The sequence below is a fragment of the Streptomyces sp. PL-29 genome (genome assembly GCF_058344425.1).
This window is the reverse complement of record NZ_CP136996.1, coordinates 5355199-5375072: the sequence shown is the minus strand read 5'-3', so window position 1 is coordinate 5375072 and position 19874 is coordinate 5355199. Positions and strand designations below refer to the sequence as shown.

The following is a 19874-nucleotide window of genomic DNA, read 5'->3' as shown; positions in this document are numbered from 1 at the left end:
ACTACCCGTCAGCTCCCGCCCAGAGCGCGGCGCAGGCGGCCCTTGGACGGCCGCACGGCGGCCGGGGTGTCGTGCTCGTGTTCCAGCTCGCCGACGGAGATCCGCAGGTGGGTCTTAGACGGGACGGCATCCTTCAGCACGTCCGACCAGTAGGACTCCCTGAGCTCCACGATCCAGCTCGTCTCCGTCATCCGGAAAACCCGCCGGCCGTACTTCCCGGGATCCTCGGTCTCCAGCCCGGAATGATCGGACGTACGGGCCAGCTCTGCAGCCCGCGTGACGGCCCCGTCCCGGCCCCCGTCCGCCAACACCGTGCGGACCAACTCCCAGCGGAAGTCTCCTCCGACGGAGGCCTCCACGAGAATCCACCAGCTCCCGCCGCCACTCATATCGGCAACCCCTTCGGGGGCCGCGTCTCCGAGGAAATGATCACGTGGACACCGTCTCAGGCGCAGTTCCATGCGGGCAACCCCCGTTTCGAACAACCACCCACCGGGTGCCTCCCGAAGTGGTGAACATCTGCTGTCCGTTCTCGTGAACAAAGCCAGAGGGCGCCTGCCGGCACACCGGCAGTACGGCCCCACAGGCGGTCGGTCAGGGGTTGGTAACCGGGAGGACGTCCGGGGAGAGGGCTGCCGCGTGGGCGACGGCGGAGGTCATGCGGCGGCGGTGGTGGCGGCGGCAGAGGACCTCATAGCCGATCTCCTCCGACGGGCGGTTCACGTCACCGACGACGACCTGCTCGCCCTCGACGACCATCACCCCGCCGACCGTGCGGGCGTTGTGCGTGGCGCGGGCGCCGCACCAGCACAGTGCCTCGACCTGGAGCTGCTCTATGCGGTCGGCGAGCTCGATCAGGCGCTGCGAGCCCGGGAAGAGCTTCGTGCGGAAGTCGGTGGTGATGCCGAAGGCAAAGACGTCCATGTCGAGGTCGTCGACGATCCGGGCCAGCTGGTCGATCTGTTCCGGGGCGAGGAACTGGGCCTCGTCGACGATGACGTAGTCCGCCCGGCCGCCCTGCGAGAGCTCCCCCACGAGGTAGGCGTAGAGGTCCATGGCGTCGGCGACCTCGACCGCTTCGGTAACCAGGCCCAGGCGCGAGGACAGCTTGCCCTCGCCGGCACGGTCCTGGCGGGTGAAGATCACGCCCTGGAGGCCCCGGGCCGAGCGGTTGTGCGTGATCTGGAGCGCCAGAGTGCTCTTTCCGCAGTCCATCGTTCCGGAGAAGAACACCAGCTCGGGCATGGGAAGTACGGACCTTTCGGGTCGTGGGCGGATCGGGGGCGGCTCGGCGGGCGGGGACGGGTCAGGTGCGGATTTCGAGGAGCGGTACGAGCTGTTCCGCGGCAGTCATGGAGCCGTGCATTCCGGCGAGGGCCGACTCGTTGGGCTCGTTGCGGGAAGCGGTGATCGCGACGTCGGCATGGGCCGCCGCGACCACGTCGCCGATCCGGCCGAGGACACGCTCGTCGCACTCCCCCGGCGGACCGAACCAGCCCAGCTCCAGGGCCTCCTCGCGGCTCGCGACCCAGAAGCGGTCCCCGAGCACCTCGCGCCACACGGTCAGCACGTCGGCTTCCGCGCCCGGCACCGCGTACACGTGCCGGGCGCGGCCCTCGCCGCCGAGCAGGGCGACACCCGCGCCCAGTTCCCAGTCCTCGTCGAAGTCGATCCGGGCGTCCTCGTCGAAGGGGACGTCGACCATGCCGTGGTCGGCGGTCACGTACAGCGCGGTGCGCGGCGGCAGCTGCTCCGCGAGCCGCTGGACCAGCCGGTCCACGTACATCAGCTGCCCGCGCCAGGCGTCCGAGTCCACGCCGTGCCGGTGGCCGGCCCCGTCGAGCTCGCTGTAGTAGGTGTAGACGAGCGAGCGGTCACCGGCCGCGAGGCGTTCGGCGGCCACGTCCATCCGCTCCTCACCGGTCATCCGGCCCAGGAAGGTGCCGCCGCTGAGTGCCACCTTGGTCAGCGGGGTGGTCTGGAAGGCGGGCGAGGACACCTGGGCGGTCGCCACGCCCGCCCTGTCGGCCTCCTGGAAGACCGTCGGGTACGGCTGCCACGGCTTCGGCGGCGTCCACGGGTGCCAGCGGAGCTGGTTCATCAGCTCGCCGGTGGCCGGGTTGCGCACGGCGTAGCCGGGCAGGCCGTGGCGGGCCGGCGGCAGCCCGGTGCCGACGGAGGCCAGCGAGGTGGCGGTGGTCGCCGGGAATCCCGCGGTGATCGGGCGCCCGGTGCCGCCGCGCGAACTGCCGAGGAGGGAGGCGAGGTAGGGCGCCTCGTCCGCGTGGGCCTTGATCTGCTCCCAGCCCATGCCGTCGACGAGGAACACGCAGTTGCGGTCGGCCGGGGTCAGCTCGGCGATGGCGGGGGCGTAGCCGGGCACGCCCTGCCCGGCCACGAGCGTCGGCAGCAGGTCGGCGAGCGACCCGGCACCGTACTCCGGGACGGGTGCGCCGGCCAGGTCCAGCAGCTCCGGCTCGGTCCAGTCTTGCGGTGCGGAATACACCATCAGCGGGCGGAGGTGGCGGAGGTCGCCGCGGTCGCCTCGGAGAGGGCCTGCGCGAAGAGCAGGGTCTGGCGCACCGCCTCCGGTCCGTCGCCGGCCTCGCTGACCCGCAGGCTGAGGTCGTCGGCTGTGGAGTTGCCGGTGTAGCCGTGGTCGGAGTCGCAGTTGGGGTCGCCGCAGGCGGCCGGCTCCAGATCGATCCGCGAGACCGCGCCCCAGCCGATGGTCAGGACGACCTCACGGGGCAGGGTGCCGGGGGTGTAGGACTCCGGATTGGCGACGACGCGGCTCAGCACCACGGAGGAGATGCTGGAGAGTTTGACCGACTCGGTGGAGGTCGTCGCGTACGGGGACGGGGACCCTGCGTCGGCGGCCTGTTCGTCGGTGTGGCTGACGATGAAGCGGTTGCCGGTCAGGACCAGCACGGTGACGTGGCGGCGCACCTCGTTGGAGTCGAAGGTCGTCTCCTGGTGGACCAGGTACGACGCGATCGGCTCGCCGCCCACCGCGGCCTCCACCGCCTCGGCCACGAGGGCCGGGTAGTAGCCGCTGCGCTCGATCGCCGTGCGCAGCCCCTGGGTCGTCGTACCGGATTTCGCCATGGGGTCAATGGTAAGGCCCCCCGGGTGCCTTCCTGCCGCGCCGTACCCGCCCGGTGGCCGTACCCACTCAGTAGCTGGGGAGGGTCCGCGGCCCGAGATCACTCCGGACGGGCGGGTGGGCGACCTGGACGGTGGCGCTGAGGACGGAGACCCCCTCGACGGCGGCGACGACGGGCTCCAGGCTGACACCGATCACCTCGGGATGGTCGTCGACGAGCCGGGACAGCCGCAGGAGCACTTCCTCCAGGGCGGGGGTGTCGACCGGATCGCTGCCCCGCCAGCCCAGGAGGAGGGGTGCCGCCCGGATGGACCGGATCAGTCCGGCGGCGTCCCGGTCGGTGGCCGGGACCAGCCGGTGGGCGGTGTCGCCGAGCAGCTCGGAGGCCACCCCGGCGAGCCCGAAGGACAGGACGGCGCCCGCGGCCGGGTCGATCACGGACCGGACGACGGTGTCCACGCCCCGCGGCACCATGGCCTGGACCACGGGCCGGAGCTCGGCCGGCTTGCCCAGGGCGTCGGTGAGCTCCTCGTACGAACGCCTCAGCTCGGCCTCGCCCGTCAGGTCGAGCCGTACGCCGCCCAGGTCCGCGCGGTGGCGCAGGTGCGGGGCGGTGGTCTTGAGGGCGACCGGGTAGCCCAGGACGGCGGCCGCCCGGACGGCCGCGTCGGGACTGGGTGCGGGAAGGGTGGGCAGGACCTGGATGCCGTAGCGGGCGAGCAGCTCGCGGGCGTCCCCGTCGCTCAGGGTCAGTACGGCCCCGCCGTCGACGTCCGCGAGCAGGGCGGCGAGCTGGGTCGCGGCGCCGGCCTCGTCGATGTCCTCGTACTCGGGGACCTGGCCGGCGTCGGCGAGGGCCCGCCGCCACTGGCCGTAGCGCACGGCCTCCGCGACGGCCTTCACGGCGCGCTCGGCGGCGGGATAGCTGGGGATCCGCTCCGGGTCGGCGGTGGCGGGAGCGGTCGCCGCCAGGGCGGCCGGGGTCCAGGGGCTGTCCCCGGCGGAGCGGTCCGGCGACCCGGCGGCGGGTCCGCGGGGCGCGGACAGGGCCCGCACCAGCTCGGCCAGTTCCACGTGCACGACCGCCACGGGCTTGCCGGGAGCCCCGGCGACCGCCTCACGGAGCGCGTCGGCCAGGTCGTCGGCGAGGGCGTGCTCGCTGACCCACGGAATGGCGGTGACGACGACTGCGTCGCAGTCGTCGGAGGCGAGGGCGGCGGCCAGCGCGGTGCGGAAGTCCTCGGGGGAGGCGGCGGTCGTCAGGTCCAGGGGCGGCAGCGGCTTCAGGCCCTGGTTCAGGCAGGCGTCGTAGGTCAGGACCCCGAGCGACTCGGAGTTGCCGAGGATCGCGATCCGGGGGCCGGCGGGCAGCGGTTGCGAGGCCAGCAGCAGGCCCACGTCCACCAGCTCGGTGACCGTGTCGACCCGGATCACGCCGGCCTGCCGCAGCAGGGCGGAGACGGTGTCCTCCGACAGCCGGGTGCCGGGGACGACGTGCCCGGCGGGGGTGTGCCGGCCGCCCTTGGCGACGACCACCGGCTTGACGGCCGCCGTCCGGCGGGCGAGGCGGGTGAACTTCCTCGGGTTGCCGAGGGTTTCGAGGTACAGCAGGGCGACGTCGGTCGCTTCGTCCTCGTACCAGTACTGGAGGATGTCGTTGCCGGAGACGTCGGCCCGGTTCCCGGCGGAGACGAAGGAGGACAGGCCTTCGCCGCGCCGGAGCAGCGCCGAGAGCAGGGCGATCCCGATCGCCCCGGACTGCGTGAACAGACCGGTCCGGCCGCGCACCGGCATCGGTGCGGGGGTGAGCGAGGCGTTGAGCTCCACCTCCGGGGCGGTGTTGATCACCCCGTAGGCGTTGGGTCCGATGAGCCGCATCCCGTACGAGCGCACCTGCCGCAGCAACTCGCGCTGGCGGGCCAGTCCGGCCGGGCCGCTGTCCCCGTATCCGGCGGAGAGGACGACGAGCCCCTGCACGCCGTGTTCGCCGCAGGCCGCGACCGCGTCGGGGACCCGGTCGGCCGGGACCGCGATCACCGCGAGGTCGACGGGGGCGCCGATGGCCCCGACGGAGCGGTAGGCCCGCACCCCGTCGAGGAGGTCGCGCGTGACGGCCTCGTTGACGGCGTAGAGGTGTCCGTGGAAGCCGCTGTCGCGCAGGTTGCGCAGCGCGGCCGCGCCCACGCCCGCGCCGGACCGGCTGACTCCGACGACGGCCACCGAGCCGGGGGCCAGCAGACGCTGCACGGAGCGGGCCTCGGCGCGCTGTTCCCGGGCGCGCTGCACGGCGAGCGACTCGGCGGTGGGTTCGAGGTCGAGGGTGAGGTGGACGGAGCCGTCCTCGAAGCTGCGCCGCTGCTCGTAGCCGACGTCCGTGAACACCTTGATCATCTTGGTGTTGGCGGGCAGCACCTCGGCGGCGAACCTGCGGATGCCGCGCTCGCGGGCCACCGCGCCGATGTGTTCGAGGAGTGCGGAAGCGACCCCGCGGCCCTGGTGGGCGTCCTGCACAAGGAAGGCCACCTCCGCCTCGTCGGCGGGAGCGGAGGCGGGTCGGCCGTCGGCGCCGATGCGGTCGTAGCGGACGGTGGCGATGAACTCCTCGCCGACGGTCGCGGCGAGGCCCACCCGGTCCACGTAGTCGTGGTGGGTGAAGCGGTGCACGTCGCGGGCGGAGAGGCGGGGGTAGGGCGCGAAGAAGCGGTAGTACTTCGACTCCTCCGAGACCAGCTCGTAGAAGCTGACGAGCCGGCCGGCGTCCTCGGTGGTGATGGGCCTGATCCGGGCGGTGCCGCCGTCGCGGAGGACGACGTCGGCTTCCCAGTGGGCCGGGTAGGACAGGTCCGACTCTATGGTCATGCGCCTACCTTACGGCCGGACCGGGCCGGACAGCGCTCGCGCGGCGCAGGAGACAAGAAGTGACAAAACGGTGCAAGCTGGGGAGCGTCGGCGAGCGGCGGAATTCAGGCCGAAGGTCGGTCGGAGCATGCGGGATGCCGTGAGAGACTGGTCTAGACAACCGTAAGAACCTGAAGGGCATCACCATGGCAGAGCGCCGCGTCAACGTCGGTTGGGCCGAGGGCCTGCACGCTCGTCCCGCCTCGATCTTCGTCCGTGCGACGACCGCTTCCGGCGTCCCGGTGACCATCGCGAAGTCCGGCGGCGACCCCGTCAACGCCGCCTCCATGCTGGCGGTACTGGGCCTGGGCGCCCAGGGCGGCGAGGAGATCGTCCTCGCCTCCGAGGCCGAGGGCGCGGAAGCCGCACTGGACCGCCTCGCGAAGCTGGTCGCCGAGGGCCTCGAAGAGCTCCCCGAGACCGTCTGAGACCCTTCGGGTTCATCCCGCACCCCGCGTACGGCAAAGCCGCGGCCCCACGGGGTCGCGGCTTCGGCGTGGTGCGGCGCCCGGGCCGACGAGACCGGCCCCGGGGAAATTCCGCCCGACGAAAAGCGGCCGACCCGACCGCATCGCGCGGCATTCCGCCCGCTCCACATAATTCGGCCGGGCATATTGAATCGCGCACCGAATTCGCGTGATTCCGTCCTTTGTATACGGCTCTTGTTAATGCCGTAGGCTCGACATGTTTACGGCAGGTTGCGAAGTCCTCACCGCCGGGCGCTGCCGCAGCCGGTGCGCGGCGGCCGCCCGGTCGGCGTGGACCGCGGCCAGCGTCCGCGCCCGCTCGGCGTCCCCGCGGGCCACCGCGTCCACGATCGCGCCGTGCTCCGCCCAGGACTCCGCAGGCCGGGCGGGCGCCTCCACCACGAACATCCACGCCACCTTGTGCCGCATCTGCGTGAGAAGCGCGATCAATCCGGGGCTTCCGGAGGCCTGCGCCAGCGTCTCGTGGAACCAGCCACCCAGCGCCCGCAGGTCCTCGCCCTGGCCCCGCCTGGTTCGCTCCTGGCCGAGCCTGACCAGCCCCCGCAGCACCTTGAGGTGCGCGTCCGTGCGGCGCCGGGCGGCCCTGGCCGCGGCCAGCGGCTCCAGCAGCATCCGCAGCTCCAGCAGATCCGCCGCCTCCTGGGCGGTCGGTTCGGCCACGCAGGCCCCCGCGTGCCGCCGCGTGGTCACGAAGCCCTCGGACTCCAACGTCCGGAGGGCTTCGCGGACCGGGACGCGCGAGACCCCGTACCGGCGGGCCAGCACCTCCTCGGTCAGCCGACCGCCCGGTTCGAACACCCCGGAGACGATGTCGTCGCGAATTGCCGTGCATACCGCGTGCGCAGGAATACGCAAGACCGAACCTCCGTCTAATTCCGACCGCCAACCCCCGTGCGCGCAGCCGCGCACACAACGACTCTATTGCAGCACAGCAAAATTTCGAGAGCGGGCAGGAATCCGAAACATTGCGCCGAAGCACAAAAACACGAAGACCCCGGCTCGGGAGGCGGGGTCTTCGTGGAGCTGTGCTTCGTGCGCCGGGGCCGACGGGCGGCGCGGAGGGTCAGAGGCTGACGCCGTGCGAGCGCAGGTACGCGATCGGGTCGATGTCCGAGCCGTACTGCGAGCCGGTGCGGGCCTCGAAGTGCAGGTGCGGGCCGCTGGAGTTGCCGGTGGAGCCCGACAGGCCGATCTGCTGGCCCGGGGTGACCTGCTGGCCGACGGTGACGTTCAGCGAGGACATGTGGCCGTACTGCGTGTAGGTGCCGTCGTTGTGCTTGATCACGACGTTGTTGCCGTACGCGCCGCCCCAGCCTGCCTCGACGACCGTACCGAAGCCCACCGCGTGGACCGAGGTGCCGGACGCGGCGTGGAAGTCGATGCCGGTGTGGCTGCCGGAGGACCACATGCCGCCGCCCGCCCGGTACTGGGTGCTGACGTAGGAGTCGTCCAGCGGCGAGACGAAGGTGTTGAGGCGCTTGCGCTCCTCCTCGCGCGCGGCGCGCTCGGCGGCCTCGCGCTCGGCCTTCGCCTTGGCCTCGGCGAGGCGCTTGGCCTCGGCGGCCTGCTGCTTGGCGGCGGCCTCGGCCTGCTCCTGGGCGGCGGCGTGCTCGGCGGCGCGCTGCTGGGAGACGGCCTGGTCGGTGATGTCGCCCGCAAGGTCCTCGGCGACGAGGACGGCACCGAGCCCGTTCTCCGGTGCGGAGCTGCTGTGGTTGTCCGCGGCGAAGGCCGGGGCGGCGAGGGAGCCGACCACACCCGTGGTGGCGATCGCGGCGATACCGGCGTAGCCGGCGGTCTTCTTGCTCAGGCGGCTGGAACCACGGTGCTTGCCGGTACCAGCGGGACGACTGCCAAACGCCATGAAGGGTTTGATCCTTTCCTTCCTTCTCGCCTACCGGGTTAGCTGACGGGTTCGGAGCAGGAAGGTCTCCTACGGACTTCCTCTTGCGAGGGGGTCCGATTCACCCCAGGGACTGATGTGGGTCCCCGGCTCCCCAGGCTCGCGCCTGACGGGGACTCGGCGATCGCTGTCCGGTGCCGCGGGTGCGGCGGGCACAACTGACGGACAGCACGCCTGACGCTAGGCGGATCATCAGTCAATCGCCAAACAGACGCGCCTTTTTGTTGCGTACGCCACACCGCATACAAGCAACCTCACCACTAAACGGACAAAAGGGGTTCCGGCGGTTTCCGCCGGAACCCCTTGCCCGATGCGTCAGTTGCCCGTCATTCCGGGCGCCCGCGGCCTCAGTTGGTGACGACCGAGACCTCACCGATCCCGAGGGCCCGCACGGGCTCCTCGATCAGCGCGGCGTCACCCACCAGGATCGTGACCAGCCGGTCCGCCGGGAAGGCCTGCACGACGGCCGTGGTGGCCTCCACCGTGCCGGTTGCGGCCAACTGCGCGTACAGCTGCCCCTGGTAGTCGTCCGGGAGCTCCTGCTCGACCTGGTCGGCCAGGGTGCCGGCGACCGAGGCGGCCGTCTCGAACTTCAGCGGGGCCACGCCCACCAGGTTCTGCACGGCCACATCGCGTTCGGCGTCGGTCAGGCCGCCCTCCGCGAGGGTGCGCAGCACCTTCCAGAGGTCCTCCAGCGCCGGTCCGGTGTTGGGGGTGTCGACCGAGCCGCTGATGGCGAGCATGGAGGCCCCCTTGCCGTCGGCGGTGGAGCGCAGCACCTGGCCGAAGGCCCGCACGCCGTAGGTGTACCCCTTCTCCTCGCGCAGCACCTTGTCCAGACGGGAGGTGAGGGTGCCGCCGAGGCAGTACGTGCCCAGCACCTGGGCCGCCCAGACCCGGTCGTGGCGGTCCGGCCCGATGCGGCCGATCAGCAGCTGCGTCTGGACCGCGCCGGGCCGGTCGACGATGACCACGCGGCCGGTGTCGTCGGCGGTCACCGGCGGCACGGGGCGCGCCTCGGCGGTGTCCCCGGTCCAGGCGCCCAGGGTGTCGGCCAGCACGGCGTCGAGGTCGATGCCGGTCAGGTCGCCGACGACCACCGCGGTGGCGGTGGCGGGGCGTACATGGGCCTCGTAGAAGGCGCGCACGGCGGCGGAGTCGATCCGGGCGACCGTCTCCTCGGTGCCCTGGCGCGGCCGGGACATCCGCAGGGACGCCGGGAAGAGCTCCTTGGAGAGCTGCTTGGCGGCGCGGCGCTGCGGGTTGGCCAGCTCGTGCGGGATCTCGTCGAGCCTGTTGCGCACGAGCCGGTCGACCTCGGCGTCGGCGAACGCGGGGGCGCGCAGCGCCTCGGCGAGCAGACCCAGCGCCTTGGCCAGCCGGGAGGCCGGAACCTCCAGGGAGACCCGCAGGCCGGGGTGGTCGGCATGCGCGTCGAGCGTGGCCCCGCAGCGCTCCAGCTCGGCTGCGAACTCCTCGGCGGTGTGCTTGTCGGTGCCCTCCGACAGGGCCCGCGCCATGATCGTCGCCACGCCGTCCAGGCCCTCGGGCTCCGCGTCGAGGGGCGCGGCGAGGTTGATCTCGACCGCGACGACCTGCTGGCCCGGGCGGTGGCAGCGCAGCAGGGTCAGCCCGTTGGGCAGCGTCCCGCGCTCAGGGGCCGGGAAGGCCCACGGCTGCGGCTCGCCGGCCTGCGGGCGCGGGTGGAAGGTCATCGTGACGGCTGCGGTGTCGCTCACTGCTCCGCCCCCTCGTTCTCGTCGCTGTCGGCGTTCTCTTCGCCCTCGGCCCCGTCCACCGCGAGCGGCTCGTAGACGAGGACCGCGCGGTTGTCCGGGCGCAGCCGGGCCGCGGCCACGGCCTGCACCTCCTCGGCGGTGATGTCGAGGACCCGCTGGACGGCGGTGAGGGCCAGCTGCGGGTCTCCGAACAGCACCGCGTACCGGCACAGTTCGTCGGCGCGGCCGGCCACCGTGCTCAGCCGGTCCAGCCACTCGCGCTCCAGCTGCGCCTGGGCGCGCTCCATCTCCTCGGCGGTCGGGCCCTCCGCGGCGAACCGCGCGAGCTCCTCGTCGACGGCCGCCTCGATGGCGGGGATCTCGACCCCGCTGGAGGTCTTCACGTCCAGCCAGCCCAGCGACGGCGCCCCGGCCAGGCGGAGCATGCCGAAGCCGGCGGCGACGGCCGTCTGGTCGCGGCGCACCAGCCGGTTGTGCAGCAGCGAGGACTCGCCGCCGCCCAGGATGGTCAGTGCCACGTCGGCCGCGTCGCACTCGCGGGTACCGTCGTGCGGCAGCCGGTAGGCGGCCATCAGCGCGCGTGCCGGGACCTCCTCGACGATCTCCTCGCGCAGCTGCTTCCCGATGACGTCGGGCAGCGAGCCGTCGCGGGGCGGCTGCTTGCCGTCGTGGGCGGGGATGGTGCCGAAGTACTTCTCGATCCAGGCGAGCGTCTTTTCCGGGTCGATGTCCCCGACGACCGACAGCACGGCGTTGTTGGGCGCGTAGTAGGTGCGGAAGAAGGCGCGCGCGTCCTCCAGGGACGCGGCGTCCAGGTCGGCCATGGAGCCGATCGGGGTGTGGTGGTACGGGTGGCCCTCGGGGTAGGCGAGGGCGGTCAGCCGCTCGAAGGCGGTGCCGTAGGGGACGTTGTCGTAGCGCTGGCGGCGCTCGTTCTTGACGACGTCGCGCTGGTTCTCCATGGACTCGTCGTCCAGGGCGGCCAGCAGCGAGCCCATCCGGTCCGCCTCCAGCCAGAGTGCGAGCTCCAGCTGGTGGGTCGGCATCGTCTCGAAGTAGTTGGTGCGCTCGAAGCTGGTGGTGCCGTTGAGGGAGCCGCCGGCGCCCTGGACCAGCTCGAAGTGGCCGTTGCCCGGTACGCTCGCCGAGCCCTGGAACATCAGGTGCTCGAAGAGGTGAGCCAGACCGGTACGCCCCTTGACTTCGTGGCGCGAGCCGACGTCGTACCAGAGGCAGACCGCGGCGACCGGGGTCAGGTGGTCCTCGGACAGCACCACGCGCAGGCCGTTGGCCAGCCGGTGCTCGGTCGCTGTCAGGCCGCCGGAGCCGGCCTGGGCTGTGGCCGTGTGACCCATGGGCATGTGGTCCCTTCGATCGCGATGCAGAGATTTCCGTCAGACCTGCCACTGTATGCAAGCGCGTCGGCCACCGGATAAGTTCCCGGGCCAGACCTGGGTCGGAGTCGGCGTTGTCGGTCGCTCGGGACACAATGGTCCGCGTCGTACGTCCCGCCGGACCTCGGCAGGACCCAGCCAGACCCCGCCAGACCAGCCAGACACCCAGCACATCCCATTCTTGGTTAAGGAGCCGCGCAGCGATGGCCCGCCGCAGCACGAAGACCCCGCCGCCGGAGGATTTCGAGGAGAAGATCCTCGACATCGACGTCGTCGACGAAATGCAGGGCTCCTTCCTCGAGTACGCGTACTCGGTGATCTACTCCCGTGCCCTGCCCGACGCACGGGACGGCATGAAGCCGGTGCACCGGCGCATCGTGTACCAGATGAACGAGATGGGCCTGCGCCCCGACCGCGGGTACGTCAAGTGCGCCCGTGTCGTCGGCGAGGTGATGGGCAAGCTCCACCCCCACGGCGACGCCTCGATCTACGACGCCCTCGTACGCATGGCCCAGCCGTTCTCGATGCGGCTGCCGCTGGTCGACGGCCACGGCAACTTCGGCTCGCTCGGCAACGACGACCCGCCGGCCGCGATGCGCTACACCGAGTGCCGCATGGCCGATGCCACGTCGCTGATGACGGAGTCGATCGACGAGGACACCGTCGACTTCACCGCCAACTACGACGGCCAGGAACAGGAGCCGGTCGCGCTCCCCGCCGCCTACCCGAACCTGCTGGTCAACGGCGCGTCCGGGATCGCAGTCGGCATGGCGACCAACATGCCCCCGCACAACCTCGGCGAGGTCGTCGCGGCGGCCCGCCACCTGATCCGGTACCCGCACGCGGACCTGGACGCGCTGATGCGCTTCGTACCGGGTCCCGACCTGCCCACCGGCGGCCGGATCGTCGGCCTCTCGGGCATCAAGGACGCCTACGAGAACGGCCGCGGCTCCTTCAAGATCCGCGCGACGGTGGCCGTGGAGAACGTCACGGCGCGCCGCAAGGGCCTGGTCGTCACCGAACTGCCCTTCACGGTGGGTCCCGAGAAGGTCATCGCGAAGATCAAGGACCTGGTCGGCTCCAAGAAGCTCCAGGGCATCGCCGACGTCAAGGACCTCACCGACCGCGCCCACGGCCTGCGCCTGGTCATCGAGATCAAGAACGGTTTCCACCCGGAGGCCGTGCTGGAACAGCTCTACAAGCTGACGCCGATGGAGGAGTCCTTCGGCATCAACAACGTCGCGCTGGTGGACGGGCAGCCGCTCACCCTCGGCCTCAAGGAGCTGCTGGAGGTCTACCTCGACCATCGCTTCGAGGTCGTCCGGCGGCGCAGCGAGTTCCGCCGCACCAAGCGCCGGGACCGGCTGCACCTCGTCGAGGGCCTGCTGGTGGCCCTCATCGACATCGACGAGGTCATCCGGCTCATCCGCGACAGCGAGAACTCCGCCCAGGCCAAGGCGCGGCTCGTGGAGCGGTTCTCGCTCAGCGAGACGCAGACCCAGTACATCCTCGACACCCCGCTGCGCCGGCTCACCAAGTTCGACCGCCTGGAGCTGGAGTCCGAGCGCGACCGGCTGACGGGCGAGATCGACGAGCTGACCGGCATCCTGGAGTCCGACAACGAGCTGCGCAAGCTGGTCTCCGCGGAACTGGCCGCCGTCGCGAAGAAGTTCGGCACCGAGCGGCGCACCGTCCTGCTGGAGTCGGCGGGCACCGCGGTGGCCGCCGTGCCGCTGGAGGTCGCGGACGACCCGTGCCGGGTGCTGCTGTCCTCGACGGGCCTGCTGGCCCGTACGGCGAACGGCGACCCGCTACCCCAGGACGAGGGCGGCGCCCGGGCCAAGCACGACCTGATCGTCTCGCAGGTGGCGGCGACCGCGCGGGCGGACGTCGGCGTGGTCACCTCCGCCGGCCGACTGCTGCGGCTCTCGGTGATCGACCTGCCGCAGCTGCCGGACACGCACGCCGCACCCAACCTGGCGGGGGGCGCGCCGGTCTCGGAGTTCCTCTCCGGACTGGAGGCGGACGAGAAGGTGGTCTGCCTGACCTCACTGGACGAGTCCTCGCAGGGCCTGGCGCTGGGCACGGAGCAGGGCGTGGTCAAGCGGGTCGTGCCGGACTACCCGGCCAACAAGGACGAGCTGGAGGTCATCACCCTCAAGGAGGGCGACCGGATCGTGGGCGGGGTCGAGCTGCGCACGGGTGAGGAGGACCTGGTCTTCATCACCGACGACGCCCAGCTGCTGCGCTACCCCGCCGGCCAGGTGCGCCCGCAGGGCCGCCCGGCGGGCGGTATGGCGGGCATCAAGCTCTCCCAGAACGCCAAGGTGATCCACTTCTCGGCCGTCGACCCGGGCCGGGACGCCGTGGTGTTCACGGTGGCCGGCTCGCACGGGACCCTGGACGACTCGGTGCTGTCCGGGAAGCTCACCCCGTTCGACCAGTACCCGCGCAAGGGTCGGGCCACCGGCGGCGTGCGCTGCCAGCGGTTCCTGAAGGGCGAGGACCTGCTGGTCCTCGCCTGGGCGGGCGGCGCACCCGCCCGCGCGGCCGCGGCGAACGGCGCTCCGGCCGAGCTGCCGACCCCGGACCCGCGCCGGGACGGGTCGGGGGCGGCCCTGCCGGCCGCCGTGGCGACGCTGGCGGGACCCGCGTTGTAGGGATTGCGGGCCGTTCGGGTGGTACGTCGGGGGGACGTACCACCCGAACGGCGACTAGTGTCTTCCCTCTTGGCACTGTCGGGTGGGGCGGGAGAACACAGAGCTGATGAGTCGTCGGTCGGGCGGGTTGATCGGGGACTGGGCCGAGGCCCAGCGCCGGATGCAGCAGACACAGCTGATCCAGCACCGCGAGGCGGAACGCCGGCAACGGGCGTACGAGCGCGAGGCGGCCCGGGGACAGCGCGAGCAGCAGGCCGCCTACCGGCAGCACCGCGAGGCCGAGGCACGACGGCGCACCGAGCGCATCGAGGCGGAGGTCGCCGCCCTGCAGGGGCTGCTGGCGGCAGGCTGCCGGGCTCCGGCGTTCCGTACGGCCGCGCTGGTCAGACCGGAGCGATTGGAGCCCTTCGCCCCGGGGAACCTCGCGCATCCGCTGCCGATGCCGCGCCTGGAGCAGTTCCAGCAGCAGAACACCGGTTGGACGCTCGGCTCGCACCGCCGGGCACAGGCGGAGCGCGAGGCGCACGCCCGCTACACCCAGGCCTGGCAGGCGGCGCATGCCGCGGAGATGCAGCGGCAGCAGCAACTGGCCGCGTACCGACAGCAGTACGACCAGTGGGCGGCGCAGCAGCTCGCGGGGATCCGGGAGCACAACGACGGCCTCGCCGAACTGGCCCGGTCGCTGCGCGCGGGCGACCCGGATGCGGCCGTGGAGTACTTCTCGGCAGCCCTCTACGCGTCCACCGCCTGGCCCGAGGCACTGCCGAGGCAGTTGGCGGCCGCGTACGACCCGGGCACGCGCGAGCTGGTGCTGGACTGGCAGCTGCCGGGCTTCCGGGTGGTGCCCGAGGCCAAGTCGGTGCGGTACATGCCCAGCACGGACCAGGACCGGGAGACGGCCCGCCCGGTGACGCAGCGACGCGCGCTCTACCGCGACCTGCTGGCACAGTGCCTGCTGCTGGTGGTGCGCGAGCTGTACGCGGCGGACGAGTTCGGCGCGCTGGAGTCCGTCGTGGTCAACGGGTTCGTGGACGACCACGATCCGGTGACGGGGCAGGAGGCGCGGATCGTGCTCGCCTCGGTGTCGACCGCCCGCACCGCCTTCGCGGGGCTCCGGCTGGAACAGGTCAGCGCGGTGGACTGCCTGCTGGAGGGGCTGCGGGGGCAGCTGTCGGCGCGGCCCGACCAGTTGACGGCCGTACGGCCGGGGCGCAGGCCCGACGAGGTCGGCGGCGGAGTCGTCAGCCACGGCGGGGACGCGGCCGAGGACGAGGAGCCCGACCTCTTCGTCATGGACCCGATCGCCTTCGAGAACCTGGTGGCGGAGCTCTTCCGGGCGATGGGCATGGAGGCGCTGACCACGCAGCGGTCCGGCGACGGAGGTGTGGACATCGAGGCGAACGACCCCTCCCCGATCACGGGCGGACGGATCGTGGTCCAGGTCAAGCGCTACCGCAACACCGTGCCGCCCACGGCGGTACGGGACCTGTACGGCACAGTCCAGGACAAGGGCGCGAACAAGGGGGTGCTGGTCACCACCTCGTCCTTCGGACCGACGTCGTACACCTTCTCCAACGGCAAGCCGCTGGAGCTGGTTCCCGGCGACCGGCTGGTGGAACTCCTGCACCAGTACGGGCTGCGCGGGCGCCTCGGCAGCGGTCCGGCGGCCCCGGTACCGGCACAGCGCGCTGCCGAGCCCGCCCCGCCGGCCGACCACAACGTGCTGGGCATGACCTGGTCGGGGCGGGTCGCGCTGGACGTGTGCGCCCTCGTCTGCGCCGGCAGCCGGGTGCTGAGCGAGGACCACTTCGTGTTCTTCAACAACCCGTGCACGCCCGACGGTTCGGTACGGACGCGGGCACACGCGGCGCCGGACAAGGCGGCACTTGAGGTCTCCTTCGACGCCTTGCCATCCGGGGTCGACCGGCTGGTGCTCGTGGCCGCCATCGACCCGGAGGCCGATCCGCACGCCGACCTGGCCGGATTCACCGACGCCCGGATCCGGCTCCTGGACGCGTCGGGCGCCGAGGCGGGTCGGCTGGAGGTCTCCGACGGCCGGGCCGGAGAGACCGCGCTGGTGCTCGGCTCCTTCCGGCGCCGGTCCAACGGCGACTGGGACTTCGTGATCGGCGGCAAGGGCTACCGGGGCGGCCTGGAGGACCTGCTGCGCGACTACGGCGTCGAGGTCGCGTAGGGGCGGACCGGGACCGCGGCCCGCGTGCCCCGCCCGCCCCACCGGCGAGGCGGCGTACCCGGACGGCTCCGACGGGGCCGACGCAGCCGGGTCGGCGCGGATCCGGCCGGATCACGCGGATCACGCGGATCACGCGGAGAAAGTGTTATCGCCGCCCGCCCCGCAGGTCTCCTCATGTGTCAGGCCGAGTGGGCCGTCACACCTCTGAGGAGATGCGATGCAATTGCGCGACGACGAGTTCGGACAGGACGGGGACCGGGCGACGGTCGACACGGCGGGGACGGGCCTGCCTTCCGGGCCTCGCCACGCGGGCCGGGTGACCGGTGGCCGCCGCCGGGCCCGCAGGAAGATGCCCGTGCCGGCAGCGGTCGCCACTGTGGTCCTGCTGACCGGGGCCGGGAGTGCGTACACCCTCATATCCGCCGATGCCCCTGCCCGCACCGCGGCGACGGCGTCGTCCTCGACCCCGTCCTCCGACGCCGTCGGCCCGGGCCCCCTGGGTGAGCCGTCGGCCGACCCGGCCTCACCCACCGCCGCTGCGGCGGAGGGGACCCCCACGGCCTCGGCGACGCCGAGCGCGAGTGCCACCACCGCCGCGTCCCCTGCGCGTGCCGCGTCGGCCGAACCGTCGTCCGGGCGGTCCGCGAAGCAGGAGCGGTCCGCGCAGCCGACCCGCGCCCCTTCGGGGACCGGTCCGGTGGGGCCGGACCCGAAGATTGCGGGCGCCCGCACCTCGACCCAGGACGTCCAGGTGGCCGAGTCGTTGTCCCTGCGCTTGCTGAACGGCGAACGGGCCACCGTCGGGAGGCCTCCGCTCGCGCTCAAACAGGACCTCAGCACCTTCGCCCGCACCTGGGCCGAGCACATGAGCAAGAACGGGTTCGGCCACTCCTCCGACCGGGACCGCGCGCACCTGAAGACCGGCTCGCGCACCTGGACGGGCGAGAACATCGTCTGGTGGAGCGATGCCTCGATGACCGCCCAGGAAGCCGCCGAGAAGTTCCAGTCGATGTGGCGGCACAGCCCCGGCCACTACAAGGGCCAGGTCAATCCGGAGTTCACCGAGGTCGGTGTGGGCATGTACCGGGACGCCTCCGGCTGGTGGGGCGTCCACGTCTTCTCGGACGGCGCGTAGGGGAAGGACCGGGGCCGGCGCCGCGGGTCAATACATCCGGGTTGTCCCGGGCGAGTCCGGCCCGGGGACGTCGCTCCCGTCCGCCCCGGGGGCGTCGCCCTCCTCCGGGCCGGGGGTGTCCTCCCCTTCCGGCCCGGGCCGGTCGACGTACCGCAGCACGCCCCACATGGTCTCGGGGTTCACGTCCTGGGGGCTCTGCTCACGGCAGGCCGCCAACTCCCTCACCAGACCTTGGCCGTCGGTGCCCGAGCCGATCAGGACCAGCTGCGTCAGGCGTGCTTCGCCCCGCCCCCAGGGCCGCGGGGCGAAGCGGAGGAAGCGGCCGACCGCCTGGATCTCGTAGCACTCCCCGTGACCCGGGACTCCGAACCACACGAAACCCTTGATCCGGTAGAGCCCGGCCGGGCGGCGGTCGAGGAAGTCCATGAACCGGCGCGGGGAGAGGGCCTGTTCCGAGGTGAACTCCGTGCTCTCGTAGGCGGCGTGCGCGTGGGTGCGGTGGTCGTGGCCCTCGGCCTCCGCGATCAGGTCCTCAAAGGACAGCTGTCCCCGGGTCTCGGTCCAGGGCCTGCGGTCGAAGAGCAGCTCCGGGTCGATGCGGCCGTGGGCGGCGCCCACCACCGGGGTACCCGGCGCGCAGAGCGTGGCGAGTGCGCTCTCGATCCGGGCCCGTTCGTCCGCGTCGACCCGGTCGGTCTTGTTGAGCACGACCAGGTCCGCGACGGCGAGATGGCGGTCGGTCTCCGGGTGCCGGACCCGGGTCGCGTCGAACTCCGCGGCGTCCACGACCTGCACCATGCCGCCGTACCGGACGGCCGGGTTCTCGTTGGCCACCAGCATGCGGATCATCTCCTGGGGCTCGGCCAGCCCGCTCGCCTCGATGACGATCACGTCGATCCTGTGGACGGGTGCGGAGAGCTTCTCCAGGTACGCGTCCAGCTCGCTGCCGTCCACCGCGCAGCACAGGCAGCCGCCGCCGAGGGAGACCATCGAGTCTCCGACCTGGCCGGCCACCGACATCGCGTCGACCTCGATGGATCCGAAGTCGTTGACGACGACGCCGACGCGGGTGCCTCCACGGCTGGCGAGGAGGTGGTTCAGCATGGTGGTCTTCCCGGATCCGAGGAATCCGGCGAGGACGACGACGGGGATGGGCTGCCTGCTGTTCACCCGGTCGATCGTATCCAGGCCCGGTCAGTGCGGCGGCGGAACGGGCTGCGGCGGGGTGGGTCCCGTGTACCGGGCGGCCGGACGGATGATCTTGGAGTCGGTGGCCTGCTCCAGGATGTTCGCGCTCCAGCCGACGACCCGGGCGGCGCAGAAGGTCGGAGTGAACATCTCGCGCGGCAGCCCGCACAGCTCCATGACCACACCCGCGTAGAACTCCACGTTGGTGTGCAGTTCACGGCCCGGCTTGAGTTCGGCGAGGATCTCCTCCACCTGGCGTTCGACCTCTACGGCGAAGTCCACGAGGGGCCCGCCGAAGCCGAGGGCGATCTCGCGCAGCATGCGTGAACGGGGGTCCTCGGTGCGGTAGACGGGGTGCCCGAACCCCATGATCCGCTCGCCCGCGAGGACGCGCCCGCGGATCCAGGGTCTGATGCGGTCCACGGTCCCGATCGCGTCGAGGGTGTCCAGGGCGCGGCTGGGGGCGCCCCCGTGCAGCGGGCCGGAGAGCGCGCCGATGGCCCCGGTCAGGCAGGCGGCGACGTCGGCACCGGTGGAGGCGATCACCCGTGCGGTGAACGTCGAGGCGTTGAAGCCGTGGTCGACGGTGGATATCAAGTACCGCTCGACGGCACGGGCCCGAGCGGGGTCGGGCTCCTCGCCGGTCATCATGTAGAGGTAGTTGGCGGCGTACGGAAGGTCCTCGCGCGGCTCGACCGGCTCCAGCCCCCGGCCCAGCCGGTACAGGGCGGTCAGGAGGGTCGGCACCGCGGCACATGCGGCCAGCGCGTCCGCCGCGCGGCGCTCGGGGGTGAGGTCGTACACCGGCCGGAAGCCGGCGGACGCACCGAGCAGCGAGAGCGCGGTGCGCAGCCCGGAGAGCGGGCCGGACAGCCGGGTGGCGCGGGCCAGGTCCGGCAGGGCCGCCCGCACCTCCTCGCGGACCGGGCGCAGCGCGGCGGTCTCGGCGGCGAAGGCGACCCGTTCGGCGGGGTCCGCCGGGAGCTCGCCGCGGAACATCAGGTGCCACACGTCCTCGAAGCTGCGGCAGGAGGCGAGCTCTACGGCCGAGTACTGGCGGTAGTGGTAGAAGCCCTCGCGGCCCCGGACGTCGCCCAGCACGGTGTCGGTGACCACGACTCCCGCGAGGCCCCGCGGTCCTTCGACGGTGCTTTCGATGGTGTTCATGC

The 19874-nt window shown here is 72.2% G+C and carries 15 protein-coding genes and 1 riboswitch; of the genes, 4 read left to right on the top strand and 11 right to left on the bottom strand.

Annotation, left to right across the window (positions count from 1 at the left end; all coding sequences use genetic code 11):
- Positions 1–8: 8 nt before the first annotated feature.
- From R4Z63_RS24735 to R4Z63_RS24715, 5 genes are all read right to left on the bottom strand, one after another.
- Positions 9–389 (bottom strand): hypothetical protein, encoded by a 381-nt coding sequence (locus R4Z63_RS24735; protein ID WP_384448399.1) that lies wholly within the window; start codon positions 387–389, stop codon positions 9–11.
- A 205-nt stretch (positions 390–594) separates the two neighbouring features.
- Positions 595–1245 (bottom strand): thymidine kinase, encoded by a 651-nt coding sequence (locus R4Z63_RS24730; protein WP_384448396.1) that lies wholly within the window; start codon positions 1243–1245, stop codon positions 595–597.
- 61 nt (positions 1246–1306) lie between these two features.
- Positions 1307–2509, bottom strand: a complete 1203-nt coding sequence (locus R4Z63_RS24725) for an alkaline phosphatase family protein (RefSeq protein WP_384448393.1) — start codon at positions 2507–2509, stop codon at positions 1307–1309.
- Positions 2509–3108, bottom strand: coding sequence for a DUF5998 family protein (locus tag R4Z63_RS24720; protein WP_037929715.1), 600 nt, complete (start codon positions 3106–3108; stop codon positions 2509–2511). The genes R4Z63_RS24725 and R4Z63_RS24720 overlap by 1 nt, the downstream gene beginning before the upstream one ends.
- A 67-nt stretch (positions 3109–3175) precedes the next feature.
- On the bottom strand, positions 3176–5965 hold the full coding sequence (locus R4Z63_RS24715; protein ID WP_384448390.1) for a bifunctional acetate--CoA ligase family protein/GNAT family N-acetyltransferase: 2790 nt from the start codon (positions 5963–5965) through the stop codon (positions 3176–3178).
- 185 nt (positions 5966–6150) lie between these two features.
- Between R4Z63_RS24715 and R4Z63_RS24710 the strand changes: the two genes are divergently transcribed.
- Complete coding sequence (locus tag R4Z63_RS24710) at positions 6151–6432, top strand: HPr family phosphocarrier protein (RefSeq protein WP_030026990.1); 282 nt, start codon at positions 6151–6153, stop codon at positions 6430–6432.
- A gap of 237 nt (positions 6433–6669) precedes the next feature.
- On the opposite strand, the gene R4Z63_RS24705 is transcribed toward R4Z63_RS24710, so the two are convergent.
- From R4Z63_RS24705 to R4Z63_RS24690, 4 genes are all read right to left on the bottom strand, one after another.
- Complete coding sequence (locus R4Z63_RS24705) at positions 6670–7347, bottom strand: GntR family transcriptional regulator (protein WP_384448387.1); 678 nt, start codon at positions 7345–7347, stop codon at positions 6670–6672.
- Positions 7348–7555: 208 nt separating this feature from the next.
- The gene (locus R4Z63_RS24700) at positions 7556–8356 is read right to left on the bottom strand and encodes a M23 family metallopeptidase (RefSeq protein WP_037929724.1); all 801 of its coding nucleotides are present in this window, start codon (positions 8354–8356) and stop codon (positions 7556–7558) included.
- 12 nt (positions 8357–8368) lie between these two features.
- Positions 8369–8528, bottom strand: a riboswitch (cyclic di-AMP (ydaO/yuaA leader).
- Between the two features lie 214 nt (positions 8529–8742).
- Positions 8743–10110 (bottom strand): M16 family metallopeptidase, encoded by a 1368-nt coding sequence (locus tag R4Z63_RS24695; RefSeq protein WP_037929990.1) that lies wholly within the window; start codon positions 10108–10110, stop codon positions 8743–8745.
- A gap of 20 nt (positions 10111–10130) precedes the next feature.
- Complete coding sequence (locus R4Z63_RS24690) at positions 10131–11489, bottom strand: M16 family metallopeptidase (RefSeq protein WP_384448384.1); 1359 nt, start codon at positions 11487–11489, stop codon at positions 10131–10133.
- A gap of 242 nt (positions 11490–11731) precedes the next feature.
- Here R4Z63_RS24690 and R4Z63_RS24685 point away from each other — a divergent pair, with 242 nt between their 5' ends.
- From R4Z63_RS24685 to R4Z63_RS24675, 3 genes are all read left to right on the top strand, one after another.
- Complete coding sequence (locus R4Z63_RS24685; RefSeq protein ID WP_384448381.1) at positions 11732–14188, top strand: DNA gyrase/topoisomerase IV subunit A; 2457 nt, start codon at positions 11732–11734, stop codon at positions 14186–14188.
- 106 nt (positions 14189–14294) lie between these two features.
- Positions 14295–16382 carry a restriction endonuclease gene (locus R4Z63_RS24680; RefSeq protein WP_384448378.1) on the top strand — a complete coding sequence of 696 codons (2088 nt, stop codon included), beginning with the start codon at positions 14295–14297 and terminating at the stop codon, positions 16380–16382.
- Positions 16383–16599: 217 nt separating this feature from the next.
- Entirely contained in the window at positions 16600–17517 is a 918-nt protein-coding gene (locus R4Z63_RS24675) for a CAP domain-containing protein (RefSeq protein WP_384448375.1), read from the top strand.
- Positions 17518–17544: 27 nt separating this feature from the next.
- Here R4Z63_RS24675 and R4Z63_RS24670 read toward each other — a convergent pair whose 3' ends face one another.
- Entirely contained in the window at positions 17545–18687 is a 1143-nt protein-coding gene (locus tag R4Z63_RS24670) for a CobW family GTP-binding protein (protein WP_384448372.1), read from the bottom strand.
- A gap of 24 nt (positions 18688–18711) precedes the next feature.
- Positions 18712–19872: a citrate synthase/methylcitrate synthase gene (locus R4Z63_RS24665; protein WP_384448369.1), complete on the bottom strand. Its 1161-nt coding sequence runs from the start codon at positions 19870–19872 to the stop codon at positions 18712–18714.
- Between the last annotated feature and the right edge of the window lie 2 nt (positions 19873–19874).